Annotated in this window: 11 protein-coding genes and 3 tRNA genes; 6 read left to right on the top strand and 8 right to left on the bottom strand. The window is 57.2% G+C overall.

The window, feature by feature from the left end:
- Positions 1 to 77 precede the first annotated feature (77 nt).
- A tRNA-Ile gene (locus tag D9K61_RS23325) sits at positions 78 to 154 on the top strand.
- 51 nt (positions 155 to 205) lie between these two features.
- Here the strand turns inward: D9K61_RS23325 and D9K61_RS23330 are convergent.
- The gene (locus tag D9K61_RS23330) at positions 206 to 1,525 is read right to left on the bottom strand and encodes an ATP-binding protein (RefSeq protein ID WP_120635558.1); all 1,320 of its coding nucleotides are present in this window, start codon (positions 1,523 to 1,525) and stop codon (positions 206 to 208) included.
- Between the two features lie 44 nt (positions 1,526 to 1,569).
- Between D9K61_RS23330 and D9K61_RS23335 the strand changes: the two genes are divergently transcribed.
- The 3 genes from D9K61_RS23335 to D9K61_RS23345 all read left to right on the top strand — a co-directional run bounded on the left by D9K61_RS23335 (position 1,570) and on the right by D9K61_RS23345 (position 2,842).
- Positions 1,570 to 2,484 (top strand): MBL fold metallo-hydrolase, encoded by a 915-nt coding sequence (locus D9K61_RS23335; RefSeq protein WP_120635559.1) that lies wholly within the window; start codon positions 1,570 to 1,572, stop codon positions 2,482 to 2,484.
- A 77-nt stretch (positions 2,485 to 2,561) separates the two neighbouring features.
- Positions 2,562 to 2,636, top strand: a tRNA-Asn gene (locus D9K61_RS23340).
- Positions 2,637 to 2,767: 131 nt separating this feature from the next.
- Positions 2,768 to 2,842, top strand: a tRNA-Asn gene (locus D9K61_RS23345).
- A 14-nt stretch (positions 2,843 to 2,856) separates the two neighbouring features.
- Here the strand turns inward: D9K61_RS23345 and D9K61_RS23350 are convergent.
- From D9K61_RS23350 to zwf, 4 genes are all read right to left on the bottom strand, one after another.
- Entirely contained in the window at positions 2,857 to 4,482 is a 1,626-nt protein-coding gene (locus D9K61_RS23350; protein ID WP_120635560.1) for a long-chain-fatty-acid--CoA ligase, read from the bottom strand.
- A 186-nt stretch (positions 4,483 to 4,668) separates the two neighbouring features.
- On the bottom strand, positions 4,669 to 6,279 hold the full coding sequence (gene pgi, locus D9K61_RS23355) for a glucose-6-phosphate isomerase (RefSeq protein WP_120635561.1): 1,611 nt from the start codon (positions 6,277 to 6,279) through the stop codon (positions 4,669 to 4,671).
- Positions 6,280 to 6,283: 4 nt separating this feature from the next.
- A complete protein-coding gene (gene pgl / locus D9K61_RS23360; protein WP_120635562.1) occupies positions 6,284 to 6,955 on the bottom strand; it encodes a 6-phosphogluconolactonase in 672 nt (223 codons plus the stop codon).
- Positions 6,952 to 8,406, bottom strand: coding sequence for a glucose-6-phosphate dehydrogenase (zwf, locus tag D9K61_RS23365; protein WP_120635563.1), 1,455 nt, complete (start codon positions 8,404 to 8,406; stop codon positions 6,952 to 6,954). The genes pgl and zwf overlap by 4 nt, the downstream gene beginning before the upstream one ends.
- Before the next feature lie 163 nt (positions 8,407 to 8,569).
- Between zwf and D9K61_RS23370 the strand changes: the two genes are divergently transcribed.
- On the top strand, positions 8,570 to 9,523 hold the full coding sequence (locus D9K61_RS23370) for a radical SAM protein (protein WP_120635687.1): 954 nt from the start codon (positions 8,570 to 8,572) through the stop codon (positions 9,521 to 9,523).
- 3 nt (positions 9,524 to 9,526) lie between these two features.
- Here D9K61_RS23370 and D9K61_RS23375 read toward each other — a convergent pair whose 3' ends face one another.
- Positions 9,527 to 9,796 carry an usg protein gene (locus D9K61_RS23375; protein ID WP_120635564.1) on the bottom strand — a complete coding sequence of 90 codons (270 nt, stop codon included), beginning with the start codon at positions 9,794 to 9,796 and terminating at the stop codon, positions 9,527 to 9,529.
- A 193-nt stretch (positions 9,797 to 9,989) separates the two neighbouring features.
- On the opposite strand from D9K61_RS23375, the gene gyrA reads away from it, so the two are divergent.
- Positions 9,990 to 12,719: a DNA gyrase subunit A gene (gene gyrA / locus D9K61_RS23380; RefSeq protein WP_120635565.1), complete on the top strand. Its 2,730-nt coding sequence runs from the start codon at positions 9,990 to 9,992 to the stop codon at positions 12,717 to 12,719.
- A 57-nt stretch (positions 12,720 to 12,776) separates the two neighbouring features.
- On the opposite strand, the gene D9K61_RS23385 is transcribed toward gyrA, so the two are convergent.
- Together D9K61_RS23385 and D9K61_RS23390 are read right to left on the bottom strand one after the other, a co-directional pair.
- Positions 12,777 to 14,048, bottom strand: coding sequence for a DsbA family protein (locus D9K61_RS23385; protein WP_216825842.1), 1,272 nt, complete (start codon positions 14,046 to 14,048; stop codon positions 12,777 to 12,779).
- Between the two features lie 63 nt (positions 14,049 to 14,111).
- The gene (locus D9K61_RS23390) at positions 14,112 to 15,581 is read right to left on the bottom strand and encodes a carboxypeptidase M32 (protein WP_120635689.1); all 1,470 of its coding nucleotides are present in this window, start codon (positions 15,579 to 15,581) and stop codon (positions 14,112 to 14,114) included.
- Between the last annotated feature and the right edge of the window lies 1 nt (position 15,582).

The raw sequence follows: 15,582 nt of genomic DNA on the forward strand, positions 1-15,582 counted from the left end.
AGTTAGTCGATTGCGCGCGCGCATGCAACGGTCAGGCTTGACGCGGGCGTTCACCGTGATACCCAAGGCGCTCAGGCGGGCCTGTAGCTCAATTGGTTAGAGCAGAGCGCTCATAACGCTTTGGTTGGGGGTTCGAGTCCCTCCGGGCCTACCAGAATCACTGCCAGACCAAAAGCTTGGCACACGTCTACCGATTTCGGTTCCGCTAGCGTCCGATAATAATATCAGCGCACAGCCCCCCCAATCGTTCGCTTTTGGCAAGGCGCAATATGCCGCCATGCGCGCGGGCAATATCGGCCACGATCGCCAAACCAAGACCGACACCGCTGCCCTGATTCTGATTGCGGGAGGGATCGAGACGGGTGAACGGTTTGACGGCTTCCGTACGCTGATCGGCCGGAATTCCGGGGCCATCATCTTCAACGCGGATACGTAAGGATTTAGGATTGAGGGTCAGGCTGACATCTGCCTTGGTGCCGTACCGAACCGCATTCCCGATCAGGTTTTCGACCGCTCTGCGGATCGCTGTGGGACGCAGCCTTACCGTCCCCTGCCCTTCAACACTCATCAGATCGGCCTCATACCCTGCCCGTTTGGCGTCATCGACAATGTGGCGCACAAAGGCTTCGGGCTGAACCTCTTCGGTTGCGCCATCAGCCGCCCCTCGTGAGAAATCCAGAAAAGCATCCAACAGAGACTGCATTTCAGTGACATCCTGCTGCAGCGGGGCGGCCTCCTCCTCGGGCAACATCGAAAGGCCAAGTTTCAACCGCGTCAACGGCGTGCGCAGATCATGACTGACACCGGACAACATCAGGGTTCGTTGTTCCATTTGCCGCTCGATACGTGCCCGCATGTCAAGAAACGCACTGCCCGCCGCCCGCACCTCGATGGCGCCACTTGGCGCGTATGGCTCTATCCGGCCACGCCCAAACGCCTGCGCCGCATTGGCCAGGCGCGTAATTGGACGCAGTTGATTGCGCATGTACAGGAAGGATATCGAGGTCATAATGATGGCAAAAAACACCATCGTTACAATCAACTGATGCGGTGCCGCTGGTGACAGCCGCCGCCGATCAAAGGTCAGCTGCAACGTCCCAAGATGCGTCGGTAAATACAGCCGGGCCTCTTGACTGCTGGGCAAGGCAACCGCAATCAGATCAGGCAGGTTGACCCGCAAATCAGTCTCAACCTGCGGCGCAATGAAATCATACCATCGACGTCGCCCGATATCCGGTTCTTCATTTATTCCCAGAAAACGGACTTGCATCTCAAGCGCAGCCAAGTCAGGCCGAACGGCTGCCAATGCCTGTTGCTGCGTCTCGGCCTCGTCCATGGCGTCGGTGACAAGGTTGACTTCGCGCGAAGCGGCGCGGGTCATTTGCGTCGTGACATCCTCTAAGTGTTTCTGCAGGAAGGCAATTCCCACGACCAGCAGCAGCACGATGACTGGCAAAACCAGAATCAATGCCGCCCTGACATACAGGCTGCGAGGCATATAGGGTTTGAGCCATTGCGTAGACATGCGCTAAACCTAGCGGGCCGCCCCGATAAGAGGAAGAGCGCAGAATGCAGGCACCTGATGATTTCAACCCACGCCCCGGCGCAGTGGTTGAATTGCAACCTGGGCTCAGACGTATTCTGGCCCCTAATCCGTCGCCGATGACCTATCGCGGCACGAACACATATCTGTTGGGGACACGCGACATTGCTGTCATCGACCCCGGCCCGCTAAGCGACGCGCATTTATCGGCGATCCTGGGAGCACTGCAGCCCAACCAGCGGATCAGCCACATCATTGTCACGCACAGCCATCTGGACCACTCCCCACTGGCCGCACCATTGGCGACCCGGGTCGGCGCACCGATCCTTGCCTTTGGCGGCCCGGAAGCCGGTCGCAGCGCAGTGATGACTCAATTGGCCGGGCATGGGCTGGCTGGAGGTGGTGAAGGCATCGACACCGCCTTTCGCCCCGATGTCGAAATCGGCGATGGCGAGGTGATTGAGGGCGATGGCTGGAACCTCGAAGTGATCCATACACCGGGCCATCTGGGCAATCACATTGCGCTGGCATGGGGTGATGTCTGCTTTACGGCGGATCACGTTATGGGATGGGCCAGTTCGCTGGTGTCACCACCGGATGGGGATCTGACCGATTTCATGGCGGCCTGCCATAGGCTGAGAGCGCGTGACTGGTCGGTGTTTCACACGGGGCACGGCGCACCGATCACCAATCCCGCCGGTCGGCTGGATTGGTTGATTCAACACCGATTGGGGCGCGAGGCTCAGATCCTATCCGCATTAGAGAACGCTCCGGGAACTGCGCGCCAATTGGCTGAACGCATTTACACGGACACCCCACCTGCCCTACTTCCTGCCGCCGAACGCAATGTCTTTGCCCATCTCGTTGATCTGGAAGGTAAATCCCAGGTTTTCCCTACGGGTGATCTGTCTGCAGAAGCAGTCTTTAGCTGCAGTTCCTAGCCGCAAAGGTTTTTTTGAAATTCACGCGCTTCTCCTCTGGACGTGTAGAATCCGGATTGCTATACGGCGCCAACCGTTCCGGCGTAGCTCAGCGGTAGAGCAGTTGACTGTTAATCAATTGGTCGTAGGTTCGATCCCTACCGCCGGAGCCAATTTCCCTACAGACCTGTACCGTCAAACGGCTGCAATTCTGCGTCTTGAGTACGGTCTGGTTCTTTCGTGAAAAAACTTATCCGCCCCCTCTGGACGCCGTGAAATCTGATTGCTATACGGCGCCAACCGTTCCGGCGTAGCTCAGCGGTAGAGCAGTTGACTGTTAATCAATTGGTCGTAGGTTCGATCCCTACCGCCGGAGCCATTCTTCCCCTAGTTTCAAGCTTCGCCCGTCAGCGTACTTTCGAAATCTGCACGCAGGTTACGTTTCAGCACTTTTCCAGTGGCATTCAGCGGCAATGCATCGACAAACACGACCTTGTCGGGGATTTGCCATTTGGCGATTTTGCCGTCGAAGAAGGCCAGCAGCTCTTCTTCGGTTGGGTCTTCGCCTTCAGCTTTGACAGCCACCAGCAGCGGGCGCTCATCCCATTTTGGATGCGGCACACCAACTACGGCTGCCGTTGCCAATTTGGGATTCGCGACGGCGATGTTTTCCAGCTCGACCGAACTGATCCACTCCCCGCCCGATTTGATGATGTCCTTGGATCGATCGCGGATCGTCATGTAGCCGTCAGGGTCCAATGTGGCAACGTCCCCCGTGGCAAACCAACCATCCTGCAGCAATCCCTGATCCTGAAGCTGGAAATAGCTGTCCAGCACCCAATGGCCGCGCACCATCAGATCACCCTGGGTTTCGCCGTCATGAGGCAAGTCGTTTCCGTCGTCATCAACGATCTTCAGCTCTACGCCATATGGTGGACGCCCCTGATTCTCTCGCAGCGTATTCTGAGCCTCAATCGGAAGATTACGGTGCTTGGCCAACGGGTTGTTGGTGGTGCCCAAAGGGCTCATCTCGCTCATACCCCAGGCATGAACCGTGTCGACATCATAGATTTCACGGAACGTCTCAATCATTGACGGCGGACAGGCGGCACCTCCGATCACCGTGCGTTCAAGGCTGGTCAGCGTGCTGCCTGATTTCGCCGCATGCGCCAGAAGGCCCTGCCAGATTGTTGGCACGCCCATTGCCAAGGTAACACCATAGGTGTCGATCAGATTGACCAGCGCTTCGCCATGTAGTCCCGGCCCCGGTAGCACCATCCGAGAGCCCGACATCGCACAGGCGTAGGGGGAGCCCCACGCATTCACATGGAACATCGGCACAACCGGCATAACCACGTCCATTGCCGAATAGCCAATGACATCGCGTGTGTTCGACCCAAAGCTGTGCAGAACTGTCGAGCGGTGAGAATACAACACGCCCTTGGGATTGCCGGTTGTGCCCGAGGTGTAACACAGGCTGGATGCAGTGTTTTCATCAAAGCTGGGCCATTCAAACCCAGCGCTACCGGTTTCGATCAGTTCTTCGTAGAATTTGACGCCGGGGATTTGCGCCGCGACATCCTCGTCCCGCGGGCCCATCAGCACGAAATGACGAACTTCGGTCAGGTGTTCCTGCAGGGCCGCGACCAGCGGGATGAACGTTGCATCAAAAAACAGTACGCGGTCCTGCGCGTGGTTGATGATGTATGTTAGTTGCTCGGGGAACAGACGCGGATTGACGGTATGACACACGTATCCCGCACCCGACGTGGCATAGTAGATCTCAAGATGACGTCTGTTGTTCCAGGCCAACGTGCCGATTCTGTCCTGCGGCTCTAGCCCCAGCTTGGTCAGGGCAGATGCCAGTCGCCGCGCATTGGTTGCAATCTCAGACCAGTTGGTTTGTGTGGCTGTGCCGTCTGTTTCGACCGAGATGATCTCTGCCTCGCCATGGTAGCGTTCGGCATGATCAATCAGCGACGAGATCAGCAACGGCTGCGTCATCATCTGTCCCAGCATGGACATCCTCCCCATTTGTCGCGGCGGCATTTTAAGCCAGCGCGCTAATATATCTGTCATCGACACGTAGGGGTGTTGCCCTACGGGTCAATCAAGACGTTTCCTCGGGAAGAACCCTGCCAATCATTTAATTGTCTGACAATAAAGAATGCAGCTTGCCGCTACGACAAATTGTGTTTTTTAACGCTAATCGCGATGCTTCAAAACATAGCCGACCAAGGCTGAGGTAGACCCGTCTTTACCCTCGGGGGCCTCGTCCCCCTCAACAATCGGACCCAATGAGGTCGCCAGTTCCTTGCCAAGCTCGACTCCCCATTGGTCAAACGAGTTGATCCCCAACAAGACACCTTCGACAAACACCCGATGTTCATACAATGCGATGATCTGACCCAACACGAACGGTGTAAGCTTTGGATAGATCAATGTGGTCGAGGGGCGGTTCCCGAGGAAGACGCGATGACGGGATTGTCGTTCCAATTCATCGCCTTGCAGGCCTTTCTTGGCCATACGTTCGCGGGCTTCGTCCAGCGAGCGTCCGCGCATCAGAGCCTCGGATTGTGCAAGGCAATTTGCCAGTAAAAGCCGGTGGTGATGGGTCAACTCGGGTTCGTGGCCTTCGGCCGCGACCATGAACTCGCAGGGGACTACGTCGGTTCCCTGATGGATCAACTGATAGAAGGCATGTTGCCCGTTCGTGCCCGGTTCCCCCCAGACAACCGGACCAGACGGCACGGTCAAAGAACTGCCGTCCATGGCAACGGATTTGCCATTTGATTCCATTTCAAGCTGTTGAAAATAGGCGGGTAGCCGCAGCAAACGCTGATCATACGGCAAAACCGCTCGGCTGGCGTGGCCCAGAACCTGCCGGTGCCAGATGCCGACCAGTGCGAACATTACCGGTACATTCTCTGCCCACTCGGCAGACCGGAAATGCATATCCATCGCCTGTGCACCACGCAGAAAGGCATCGAACGCGTTGGATCCAATGGCGATCATCACCGGGAGGCCAACGGGACCCCAAACCGAATACCGCCCGCCGACCCAATCGGCAAAGCCAAAGACCCGCTCTTCTGGAATGCCAAAGGCCAGCGTTTTGTCCAACGCGCTGGAAACGGCTGCGAACTGCTTGGCCGAATCTCCACCACCATCGGTCATCCAGGCGCGGGCCGTGCGCGCATTGGTCATGGTTTCAATCGTGGTGAAGGTTTTCGACGCCACGATCACCAGCGTGCGTGTCGGGTCCAATTGGCGCAACGTGTCCGCAATATGCGCACCATCAACGTTCGAGACATAATGCAGCCGCGGACCATCGTGATACGGGGCAAGCGCATGGGTCGCCATGACCGGTCCCAGATCCGAGCCGCCGATGCCGATATTCACAACATCGGTGAAGCCGCCCCCTGCGCCGGCTACGGTCCCGCCGCGCACCTGTTCTGCAAAAACGCGCATGCGCTGAAGCGTCTCCCGCACATCAGGCATGACATCTTGCCCGTCAACTGTGACCGGCCCGCCGTCGAGGTTGCGCAGCGCTGTATGCAAAACCGCACGACCTTCGGTTTCGTTTATCTTTTCGCCCGCGAACATCGCTGCACGTCGGTCACCCAAATCGGCCTCGTCGCACAACCGTATCAGGCCCGAACGGGCATCCTGAGAAATCTGCGTTTTCGAATAGTCGAACAGCAGATCGCCTGTAGAGGCTGAGAAGTTTTGTGCGCGGTCTGGATCGGCATCGAACAGATCCAGAATGCGGCGATCGCTCTGCGATGCCGCCAGTGATTTTAGAGTGTCCAGTTGCATGTTCTCACTCCGCCCAGTGCACCGTAATGCCGCTCATCACCGCAGCGATCGGGGCCTCTTCGGGTGGCAGGGACATCGCCCGTTCCAACGCGTCGCGCTTTGCAGCCCCGAGTATAATCAGATGCTTCGACAATGCCCCGTCCAAAACAGGTGCTGTCAGCGTAATACGGGGTTCGGGCTGCACCTCGGTCCGGGCCACGGCCAGGGTCGGCGCATGGCTGTCGAACGCGGTTTCCAGCCCGTCCATCCCCGGGAACAGCGATGCTGTGTGCATGTCCTCCCCCATACCCAGCACCAGAACTGAAAGCGGCAGGATCGGGGCAATCAGGGATTCGATTTCGGGCAAGCCCGCGTCGGGATCCGTACCAGCCACGTAAAGCGGCACATATTGCGCCACCGAGGCGCGATTGGTCAGCAAACGATCACGGATCAATCGCTCGTTCGACCGCTCATGATCAGCAGGAACACAGCGCTCGTCCGTTGGCAAAACACGCACCCGATCCCATTGCAGATCAGCCGCACACAGACCGTCAAACACCGGACCCGGCGTCGTTCCGCCCGGAACCGCCAGCGCCACCGTTTCATCATGCAGCAATGCAGCTTCAAGCTCGCCCGCCAGTTGGTTTGCGACATCGATGGCCAGCATGTCCCGGTCAGCATAATCTTTTATTTTCATGGCTTTATTCCTTGCCAGAGGCGACCGTCACGTTTCATCAACAGCTCGGCGTCGCCGGGACCTGTGCTGCCGCTTTCATAAGGTTTGGGCACATCGCCGCGTGCTTGCCAGCCTGCAATCACAGGATCGGTCCAGGCCCAGGCAGCCTCGACCTCATCGCCGCGCATAAACAAGGTCTGGTTGCCCCGGATCACATCCATGACGAGGCGCTCGTAAGCGTCGGGTGGGTCCTGGTTTTCGGGGCCCAACGCTTCGGCAAAGCTCATGTCCAGCGGTACGTCGATCAGGCGCATGCCGCCCGGCCCCGGTTCCTTGATCGTCACTTTGAGGGTGATCCCCTCATTCGGTTGCAAGCGGATCGATAACGCATTGGCGTGACGCCCCGCCTCTTCGCCAAAAATCGAGTGTGGCGCGTCCTTGAACATCACGTTGATCACCGAAGATCTAGCCACCAGCCGTTTCCCCGTGCGCAAGTAAAACGGTGTACCCGCCCAACGCCAATTGCTGATATGGGCCTTTAACGCCACATAGCTTTCGGTGGTTGAACGCGGATTGCCCACAACCTCGCGATAGCCGAGCCCGTCTGGACCGGGTGCAAATTGCCCACGCACAATGTGATGCGGCTCTACCGGATCCAGTGCCCTGATAACTTTCAGCTTTTCATCTCGCACCGCGTCAGGATCAAACTTCGCTGGCGGCTCCATCGCGATCAGACACAGCAACTGCATCAGGTGGTTTTGCACCATGTCGCGCATCGCGCCCGAGCGTTCATAATACTCCTCGCGCCCATCGATACCGACAGTTTCGGCCACCGTAATCTGGATGTGGTCCACGTATTGGCTGTTCCATAGCGGCTCGAACAGCATGTTGCCAAATCGAACAACCATCAGGTTCTGGACGGTTTCTTTCCCAAGGTAATGATCAATACGATAGATCTGCCCTTCGTCGAAATGCGCAGCCAAAGTCGCGTTCAAGGTGCGTGCGCTGTCCAGATCATGCCCAAACGGTTTTTCGACCACAATTCTGGTATGCTTAGTGACCATGTCATGTGCCCTGATCCGTTCCGCCAAGGGGCCAAACAGACTGGGACCAACCGAGAAATAGAAGGCGCGGATGCGGTCGTCTTTCAAACGCCCGGCCAGATTCGCCCATCCGTTTTCCGACATTGCGTCCAGCGGAACATAGTTAATGCGCTGCAGAAACCCGCTAAGCGTTTCGGTGTCTTTCGATCGGTTTGGCACATGTTCGTGCAAAGATCGCGCAACGATCTCGCGGAACTTATCCGGGCTGTGATTGCCCCGTGCTGCGCCGATGATTTGCACATCGGCGGGCCACTGACCGGCGCAATACCGGCGAAACAACGCAGGCAGGATCTTGCGTTGCGCCAGATCGCCGGTGCCGCCGAAAATGACCAGATCAAATGGGTCAACAGGTATGACGCGAGAAACCATGAGTTGTCCTTACCTTGCCCCTATCCGCATGTCCAATGTTAGCGCCACCATTTTCGTATTTCTTTCTCTCATCAAAACTCTGTCAGAACCGGTGCGCCGCCCTTACTTAAACCGCAACAAACAGCTAAGTCTGTTCAACCACTTACAAGAACCGGATCCGGGAATGAAAGACAACGCACCTCAACTTGCCAATATCGGCAAGTTTCAGAACAAATTGGTGACAGCAGATGGTCAGACCCGAGCGTCAGTTGCACTGACCAACCCCGAGACGCTTTGGTTCAACACCGGCACGTTGTGCAACATTGAATGCGTGAATTGCTATATCGAAAGCAGCCCGACCAATGATGCTTTGGTTTACATCACCGCGCAGGAGGTCACCGAATACCTCGACCAGATCGAAGACCGAAACTGGCCGGTCCGCGAAATCGGGTTTACGGGTGGCGAGCCCTTTATGAACCCCGAGATGATCGAGATCACCCGCGCCGCGCTTGAGCGAGGGCATGAGATTCTGATCCTGACAAATGCAATGCTGCCCATGATGCGTCGCAAGATGCGCGAGGGATTGTTGCAGCTGCAAAAAGACTACAACGATAAGTTAGCTCTGCGCATTTCCGTCGATCATTACCGTCCCGAGTTGCATGATGACGAGCGCGGCAAAGGCAGTTTTGCAAGGACTCTGGCTGGCATGGAATGGCTGCGTGACAATGGGTTCAGGATGACTGTGGCCGGGCGCACCGTGTGGGGCGACTCAGACCGTGAAAGCCGCGAGGGATACGCTGCATTCTTTGCCGAACATGGCTTCGACATCGACGCTCATAACCCGGGTCAGACGGTTTTGTTTCCTGAAATGGATGAAACGGTCGAAGTGCCTGAGATCACAACAGCCTGCTGGGGCATCCTCAACAAATCCCCGGACGCCATTATGTGCGCTAGCGCCCGAATGGTGGTAAAACGCAAAGGTGCAGACAGCCCGGCGGTTCTTGCCTGTACGTTGCTGCCCTACTCGCCAGAATTCGAACTGGGCACCACCCTGGCCGAGGCCGAGGCGGATGTGCACCTGAACCACCCGCATTGCGCCAAGTTCTGTGTTTTGGGCGGCGCAAGTTGTTCGGGCTGACCGTCAGTTGACCCTGAATTCGCCCACTACATTGCGCCATTCCCCTGGCGCGATCATCTTTCGATGCGAAAACTTGACAGAATGCAGTGGCCCTTCAATTTCGCGCTGCCAATATTCGATGAATTCAAAAAGTTTCGGGTGGTCCGGGGCAAGATCGTAATCCTGCCAGATGAACGTGTTCAAGACGTGGATGTAGTCGGGCATATGATAGAAGAATTCCGCCGTCGTCAGCCCATATCCCTTTAGCATCAATTCGGTTTCGCTTTGCTCCATTCTGACCTCATATTCCTTGTAAGGTCTCTTCAGCGTACCACGAAATCTTTCTAATTCGTATAATAACAATATGTTACATTCCCGCGAACGCTCAATGGCGGGGCAAACCGGTTGCTTGCTTGCACCTTATGTGCCGGGTCTGATAAGGTGTATCCACAAGATATAGTCCCAGAACAATAAGCGGGCAGTTTACGTGAGCGATACGCCAGAAATCCCTGAAAACATGGATGAAACCCCACCCGAGCGCCCCGTATACGATGGCCCGACGGTCTCAATCGAATCCGAAATGCGCACGTCCTATCTGGACTATGCGATGTCAGTCATCGTGTCGCGCGCGATTCCCGACCTGCGGGACGGTCTGAAACCGGTGCATCGGCGTATCCTTTATGCAATGCATGAGACGGGAAATACCCATGACAAGTCATACCGCAAATCGGCCCGTCCGGTTGGCGATGTGATGGGTAAATACCACCCGCATGGTGACAGTGCGATTTATGACGCGCTGGTGCGGATGGCGCAGGATTTCTCGATGTCACTGCCGCTGTTGGATGGTCAGGGCAACTTTGGTTCGATGGACGGCGATAACCCGGCGGCCATGCGTTATACCGAAGTGCGCATGGACAAGCCGGCCGCGTCCCTGCTGGCCGATATCGAAAAAGACACGGTCGATTTTCAGGACAATTATGACGGCAAGGACAAGGAACCAACCGTCCTGCCCGCCCGCTTCCCGAACATGCTGGTCAATGGTGCCGGTGGTATCGCTGTTGGTATGGCGACGAACATCCCACCGCACAATCTGGGCGAAGTGATTGATGCCACGCTGGCCTTGATCGATGACCCGGATCTAACCAGCGAACAGCTGATTGATTACGTCCCCGGCCCCGACTTCCCGACCGGCGGTGTGATGCTGGGCCGGTCCGGCGCACGCAAGGCCTATCTGGAGGGTCGCGGCAGCGTCATCATCCGCTCCAAGACCCGCGTCGAGGAGATACGCAAGGATCGGTATGCGATTGTTGTCGACGAGATCCCGTATCAGGTGAACAAGGCCGCAATGATCGAAAAGATCGCTGAGGCCGTGCGCGAAAAGCGCATCGAAGGCGTCAGCCACGTACAGGACGAATCTGACCGCAATGGTGTGCGCGTCGTTGTTGAACTGAAGCGTGATGCGACACCCGAAGTTGTTCTGAACCAGCTTTTCCGCTTTTCTCCGATGCAAACCTATTTCGGTTGCAACATGTTGGCGCTGAATGGTGGGCGTCCAGAGCAATTGACGCTGCGCCGGTTCCTGACCTCGTTCATCGACTTCCGCGAAGACGTTGTAGCCCGCCGTACCGCATATCTGCTGCGTAAGGCGCGAGAACGCAGCCACATTCTATGTGGTCTGGCCGTGGCCGTAACCAATATCGATGAAATCGTTACCACAATCCGTCAATCGGCTGATGCGTCTGAAGCCCGTGAAAAGCTGATGACCCGCCGCTGGCCAGCCCAACCGATCCTGGAATACATCGCCCTGATTGACGACCCGACCCACACGGCAAACGAGGACGGTACCTATAACTTGTCTGAAACTCAGGCCCGCGCCATTCTGGAGTTGCGGCTGCAGCGCCTGACACAGATCGGCGTGAAAGAAGTCACCGACGAGTTGGAAGAACTGGCGGTTAAGATCAAGGAATACCTTGAGATTCTGGGATCTCGCGAGCGTATCATGTCGATCATTGGGGACGAGCTGCGCGAGGTTCGCGAGCAGTTTTCCGTGCCTCGCCGCACCGAAATTGTCGACTGGTCCGGCGACATGGACGACGAGGATTTGATCGAACGGGAAGACATGGTCGTCACCATCACCTCGGGCGGTTACATCAAACGTACGCCGCTGGCCGATTTCCGCGCTCAAAAGCGGGGCGGCAAGGGTTTGTCCGGAATGCAGACCAAGGAAGAGGACGTGGTTACGAACCTCTTTGTGGCAAACACTCATACTCAGCTTCTGTTCTTCACCACGGATGGGATGGTTTACAAGCTCAAGACGTGGCGCCTGCCGCAGTCCGGCCGCACCGGCAAGGGCAAGGCAATCGTCAACATCCTTCCCATCCCGACAGGTGTATCCATCGCGGCAATCATGCCGGTGGATGTCCCGGATGAAGAATGGGAAAACCTGCAGATCGTCTTTGCCACCAGCGCAGGCGATGTCCGCCGCAACCGTCTGTCAGACTTCACCAATGTCCGCCGCAACGGCAAGATCGCGATGAAACTGCCCGAGGATATTGAACTGGTAAACGCCCGTATCTGTTCCGAAGATGAAGACGTGATGCTGGTAACCAATTCCGGGCGCGCCATTCGCTTCCGCACCACGGACGTGCGGGTCTTCAACTCGCGCGAATCCACCGGTGTACGTGGCATCAAGCTGTCAAATGGTGATCGCGTCGTATCGATGTCGGTGATCCGTCATTTCGAAGCCACGCCCGAGGACCGGGCCGCCTATCTGAAGATGCGCCGCGCCGTTGCCGGATTGACGGACGAAGACTCGGGTGAGGACGAAGACGCAGCCGCAAGCAGCGATTTCAGCCAGGAAAAATACGCCGAAATGTCAGCAGTAGAAAACCTGATCCTGACCATTACATCCGGTGGTGCGGGCAAGCTGAGTTCCAGCCACGACTACCCCGTCCGCGGTCGCGGTGGCATGGGTGTCACCGCCATGGATAAAGCCATGCGTGGCGGTGAACTGGTCGCGTCGTTCCCGGTTGAGATCGATGATCAGATCATGTTGGCGACCTCTAAAGGCCAATCCATTCGCGTTCCGGTCGACGGAATCTCGTTCCGGTCCCGGTCTGCGGGGGGCGTAAAGGTCTTCAACACCGGCAAAGGCGAAGAAGTCGTCAGCGTCGCCTGGATTGCGGATCAGGGTGAGGACGACGAACCCGAGGTCTAAGTGGCTTTGCACTGATGAAACAATGGCGTCGCGTTCCAAATGCGGCGCCTTTTTTGTTCAGCTCACAAGCGTGTCCTCAATGGCCCAAAGGCGGTCCTGGCCCCAGATACTTTGTCCGGATACCCGAAAGCTGGGAACGCCCCACAACCCGATCTCCTGCAACCTATCCTGATTTTGCGCGACGCGCGTGCGCCAGTTCTGTTTGGTTAGCTCTTGCCTCGCGATGTTCCAATCCAGCCCAGCCTGCCCAACTATTTGCGCCAACCCTTTGTCCGTCGAGGCATCCAACCCCTGCGACCATACCCCTCGCAAAAACGCCGAACAGTATTCGGCCATTCGCCCTGGTGCCTCAGCATGATCAAGCAGGGCATACCCACGCTCGACTCCTGCCCCAAGCGGGTCGCAAATACGCCCGAACGGCACATCCAATCGTCTGGCCTCGCGGGCGCAATCAAGCAGGATATATGACGATTTCGCCTTGGGAACCGGCAATCCACGCATCAACATTGGTAGAACCGGGCGCAGGACCAAATCCGCACCGCTGCGTTTGGCCAAGTTCCGAACACGATCAAAGGCCAGATAAGAATAAGGACTGCGGTATGAAAAGAAGAACTCAATCGCCTGCCCTTCGGCATGGATATCCCGCAGGTCTGGCACTGGGATCAAAGGCGGCAAGTCAGCACCCAGCTCCGCGCTCTGCAAACGGTCTTCAAGATAGTGGAGCCGATCAACACCCCAGTACCATTCACCACCATAGTAAAAAGTGCCGCCCATATAATGCCCGAACGAGGACAATTGATGGTCGCCATTTGCCTTGGCGGACAACGGGTCGGCCCCTTTCCATTTGGACATATCCCCTCCCGCCCAAAGCTCCCGGCTGATGTCGGCAACGCTGCTCAGGAAATCTCCGTCCTCAAGCTTTGCTGCCAAAGCCTGTTCCGCTCGCGATACCGCATCCGGGTCTGGTTTGGTCGACGAATGCCCCGCCAGGCCGAGTTTTCGGGCCAGTCTCCTCGAATCGTCCAGCGCATTTCGGTGATGTGCCACGGGGTCTGGGACCGCATCTGTTGGCGGGCCAGAGATCAAGTACGGGCGCACAGCGATCCGGTACCTGTTCTGAAATCGCTGCAGTATCTGCGCGGTCAGATGGCAATAGGGGTCCACGGCATCGTGAAAATAATGCACCACATGCGGTTGTCGCATGACTTGCCGCTTGCCCTCATGGAAAATCCTTCGGGCGCGTAGCAATTTGCGGCTGGTCAGCGCCACGGCCAGTCGGGATTTTACATGTGTATCAAAGGACAAGGTGATCCCTCCGTTTGGGATCACCCTATTCGCATTCCGTTCAAACCCAAGCTGAAAACACGTGGATGTGACGTAACGAGATGAGCCTTACAGCTCGTAAATCCCGCCAAATTTCTGTTCCAGATAGGCAAGCAGCGGTTCCGGTCCCGGCTCGACCCCGCTGGCGCGTTGGATCACATCGCGTGGCGCGTATAACCCGCCAAAACGCTGCACGTTTTCACGCAGCCAGTCTGTTGCGCCAGTGGTGTCGCCTGCGGCCAGTTGTTCGTCCAACTGTGGCACTGCATCAGACAAGGCCTGATACAGACATCCGGAATAGACATTGCCCAGCGAATAAGTCGGGAAGTAGCCAAACAAGCCGACCGACCAGTGCACATCCTGCAAGCATCCGTTCGACGGCTTGTCGACGGCATAGCCAAAGTCAGCCGCGAACCTATCATTCCAGGCGGCTTCCAGATCGCTTACCGGCAGATCGCCAGCCATCAATGCACGTTCAAGATCAAACCGCAGCATGATGTGCAGGTTGTATTGCACTTCATCCGCCTCGGTCCGGATATAACCGTTATGGACCCGGTTCACCGTCGCGTAGAAGGCATCAGCGTCGGCAATGCCGAAATCGCCGAATGCATCATTCATTTGCCCGTAAAGCCAGCCGGTAAAGGCGCGCGAGCGGCCCAGTTGGTTTTCGTAGATCCGGCTTTGGCTTTCATGCACCCCCATCGACACGCCACTGCCCAAGGGTGTCAGCGCGTAGGTCGGGTCAATGCCTTGTTCATAGGCCGCGTGGCCGACCTCGTGGATGGTGGAGTAGAAACAGTTGAACGGATCAGTGGCACTGGTCCGCGTGGTGATCCGCACATCGGACCCACTGCCCGAGCTGAACGGGTGCACCGCCTTGTCTACACGTCCCCGGTTCAGATCATAACCAAAGGCCACCGCCAGTTTTTGCGACAGACGCATCTGATCCAGTTCATCAAACGACCCTTGCAGCGCTTGCGGTGCTGACTTGTCCAAAACAGCAGCCCGCAACGCAACCAGCCTAGGGCGCATCTGATCAAAGATGTCCGCGATCTGTCCGCCGGTGGTGTAGGGCTCATAATCCTCGACCATCGCGTCGTAGATGTTGCCGCCCTGCGCCAGCGCTGCGCCCTCTTCACGTTTAAGTGCTACAACCTCTTCCAACACAGGCAAGAAAGCGGCGACATCTTCGTCTGCGCGCGCCTGCGCCCACTTGCCTTGCGCGGCTGATGTGACCCGCGCAATGGCTTTGGCCAGATCGGCAGGCACTTTGATCGTCCGCTCATAAGACCGTCGGATTTCGCGCAGTTGTGCCTGGCCAGCCTCGCATGTCGGTTTGGCCTGATCCAGCCATGCTGCTACGCGCGGGTCAGATCGTCGCGCGTGCAGCACGGCCTCGATCGCAGCCATCTCTTCCGCGCGCTGAGGGGCTGCGCCGCGCGGCATCACTGTTTCCTGATCCCAGCCCAGCCGCCCGGCAATCTGTCCAAGGGCCGAGGTTTCGCGTTGATAGGCCATCAGGTCGTCAAATGCAGTCATC

This window comes from Ruegeria sp. EL01, from assembly GCF_900313035.1.
Taxonomy (GTDB): domain Bacteria; phylum Pseudomonadota; class Alphaproteobacteria; order Rhodobacterales; family Rhodobacteraceae; genus Ruegeria.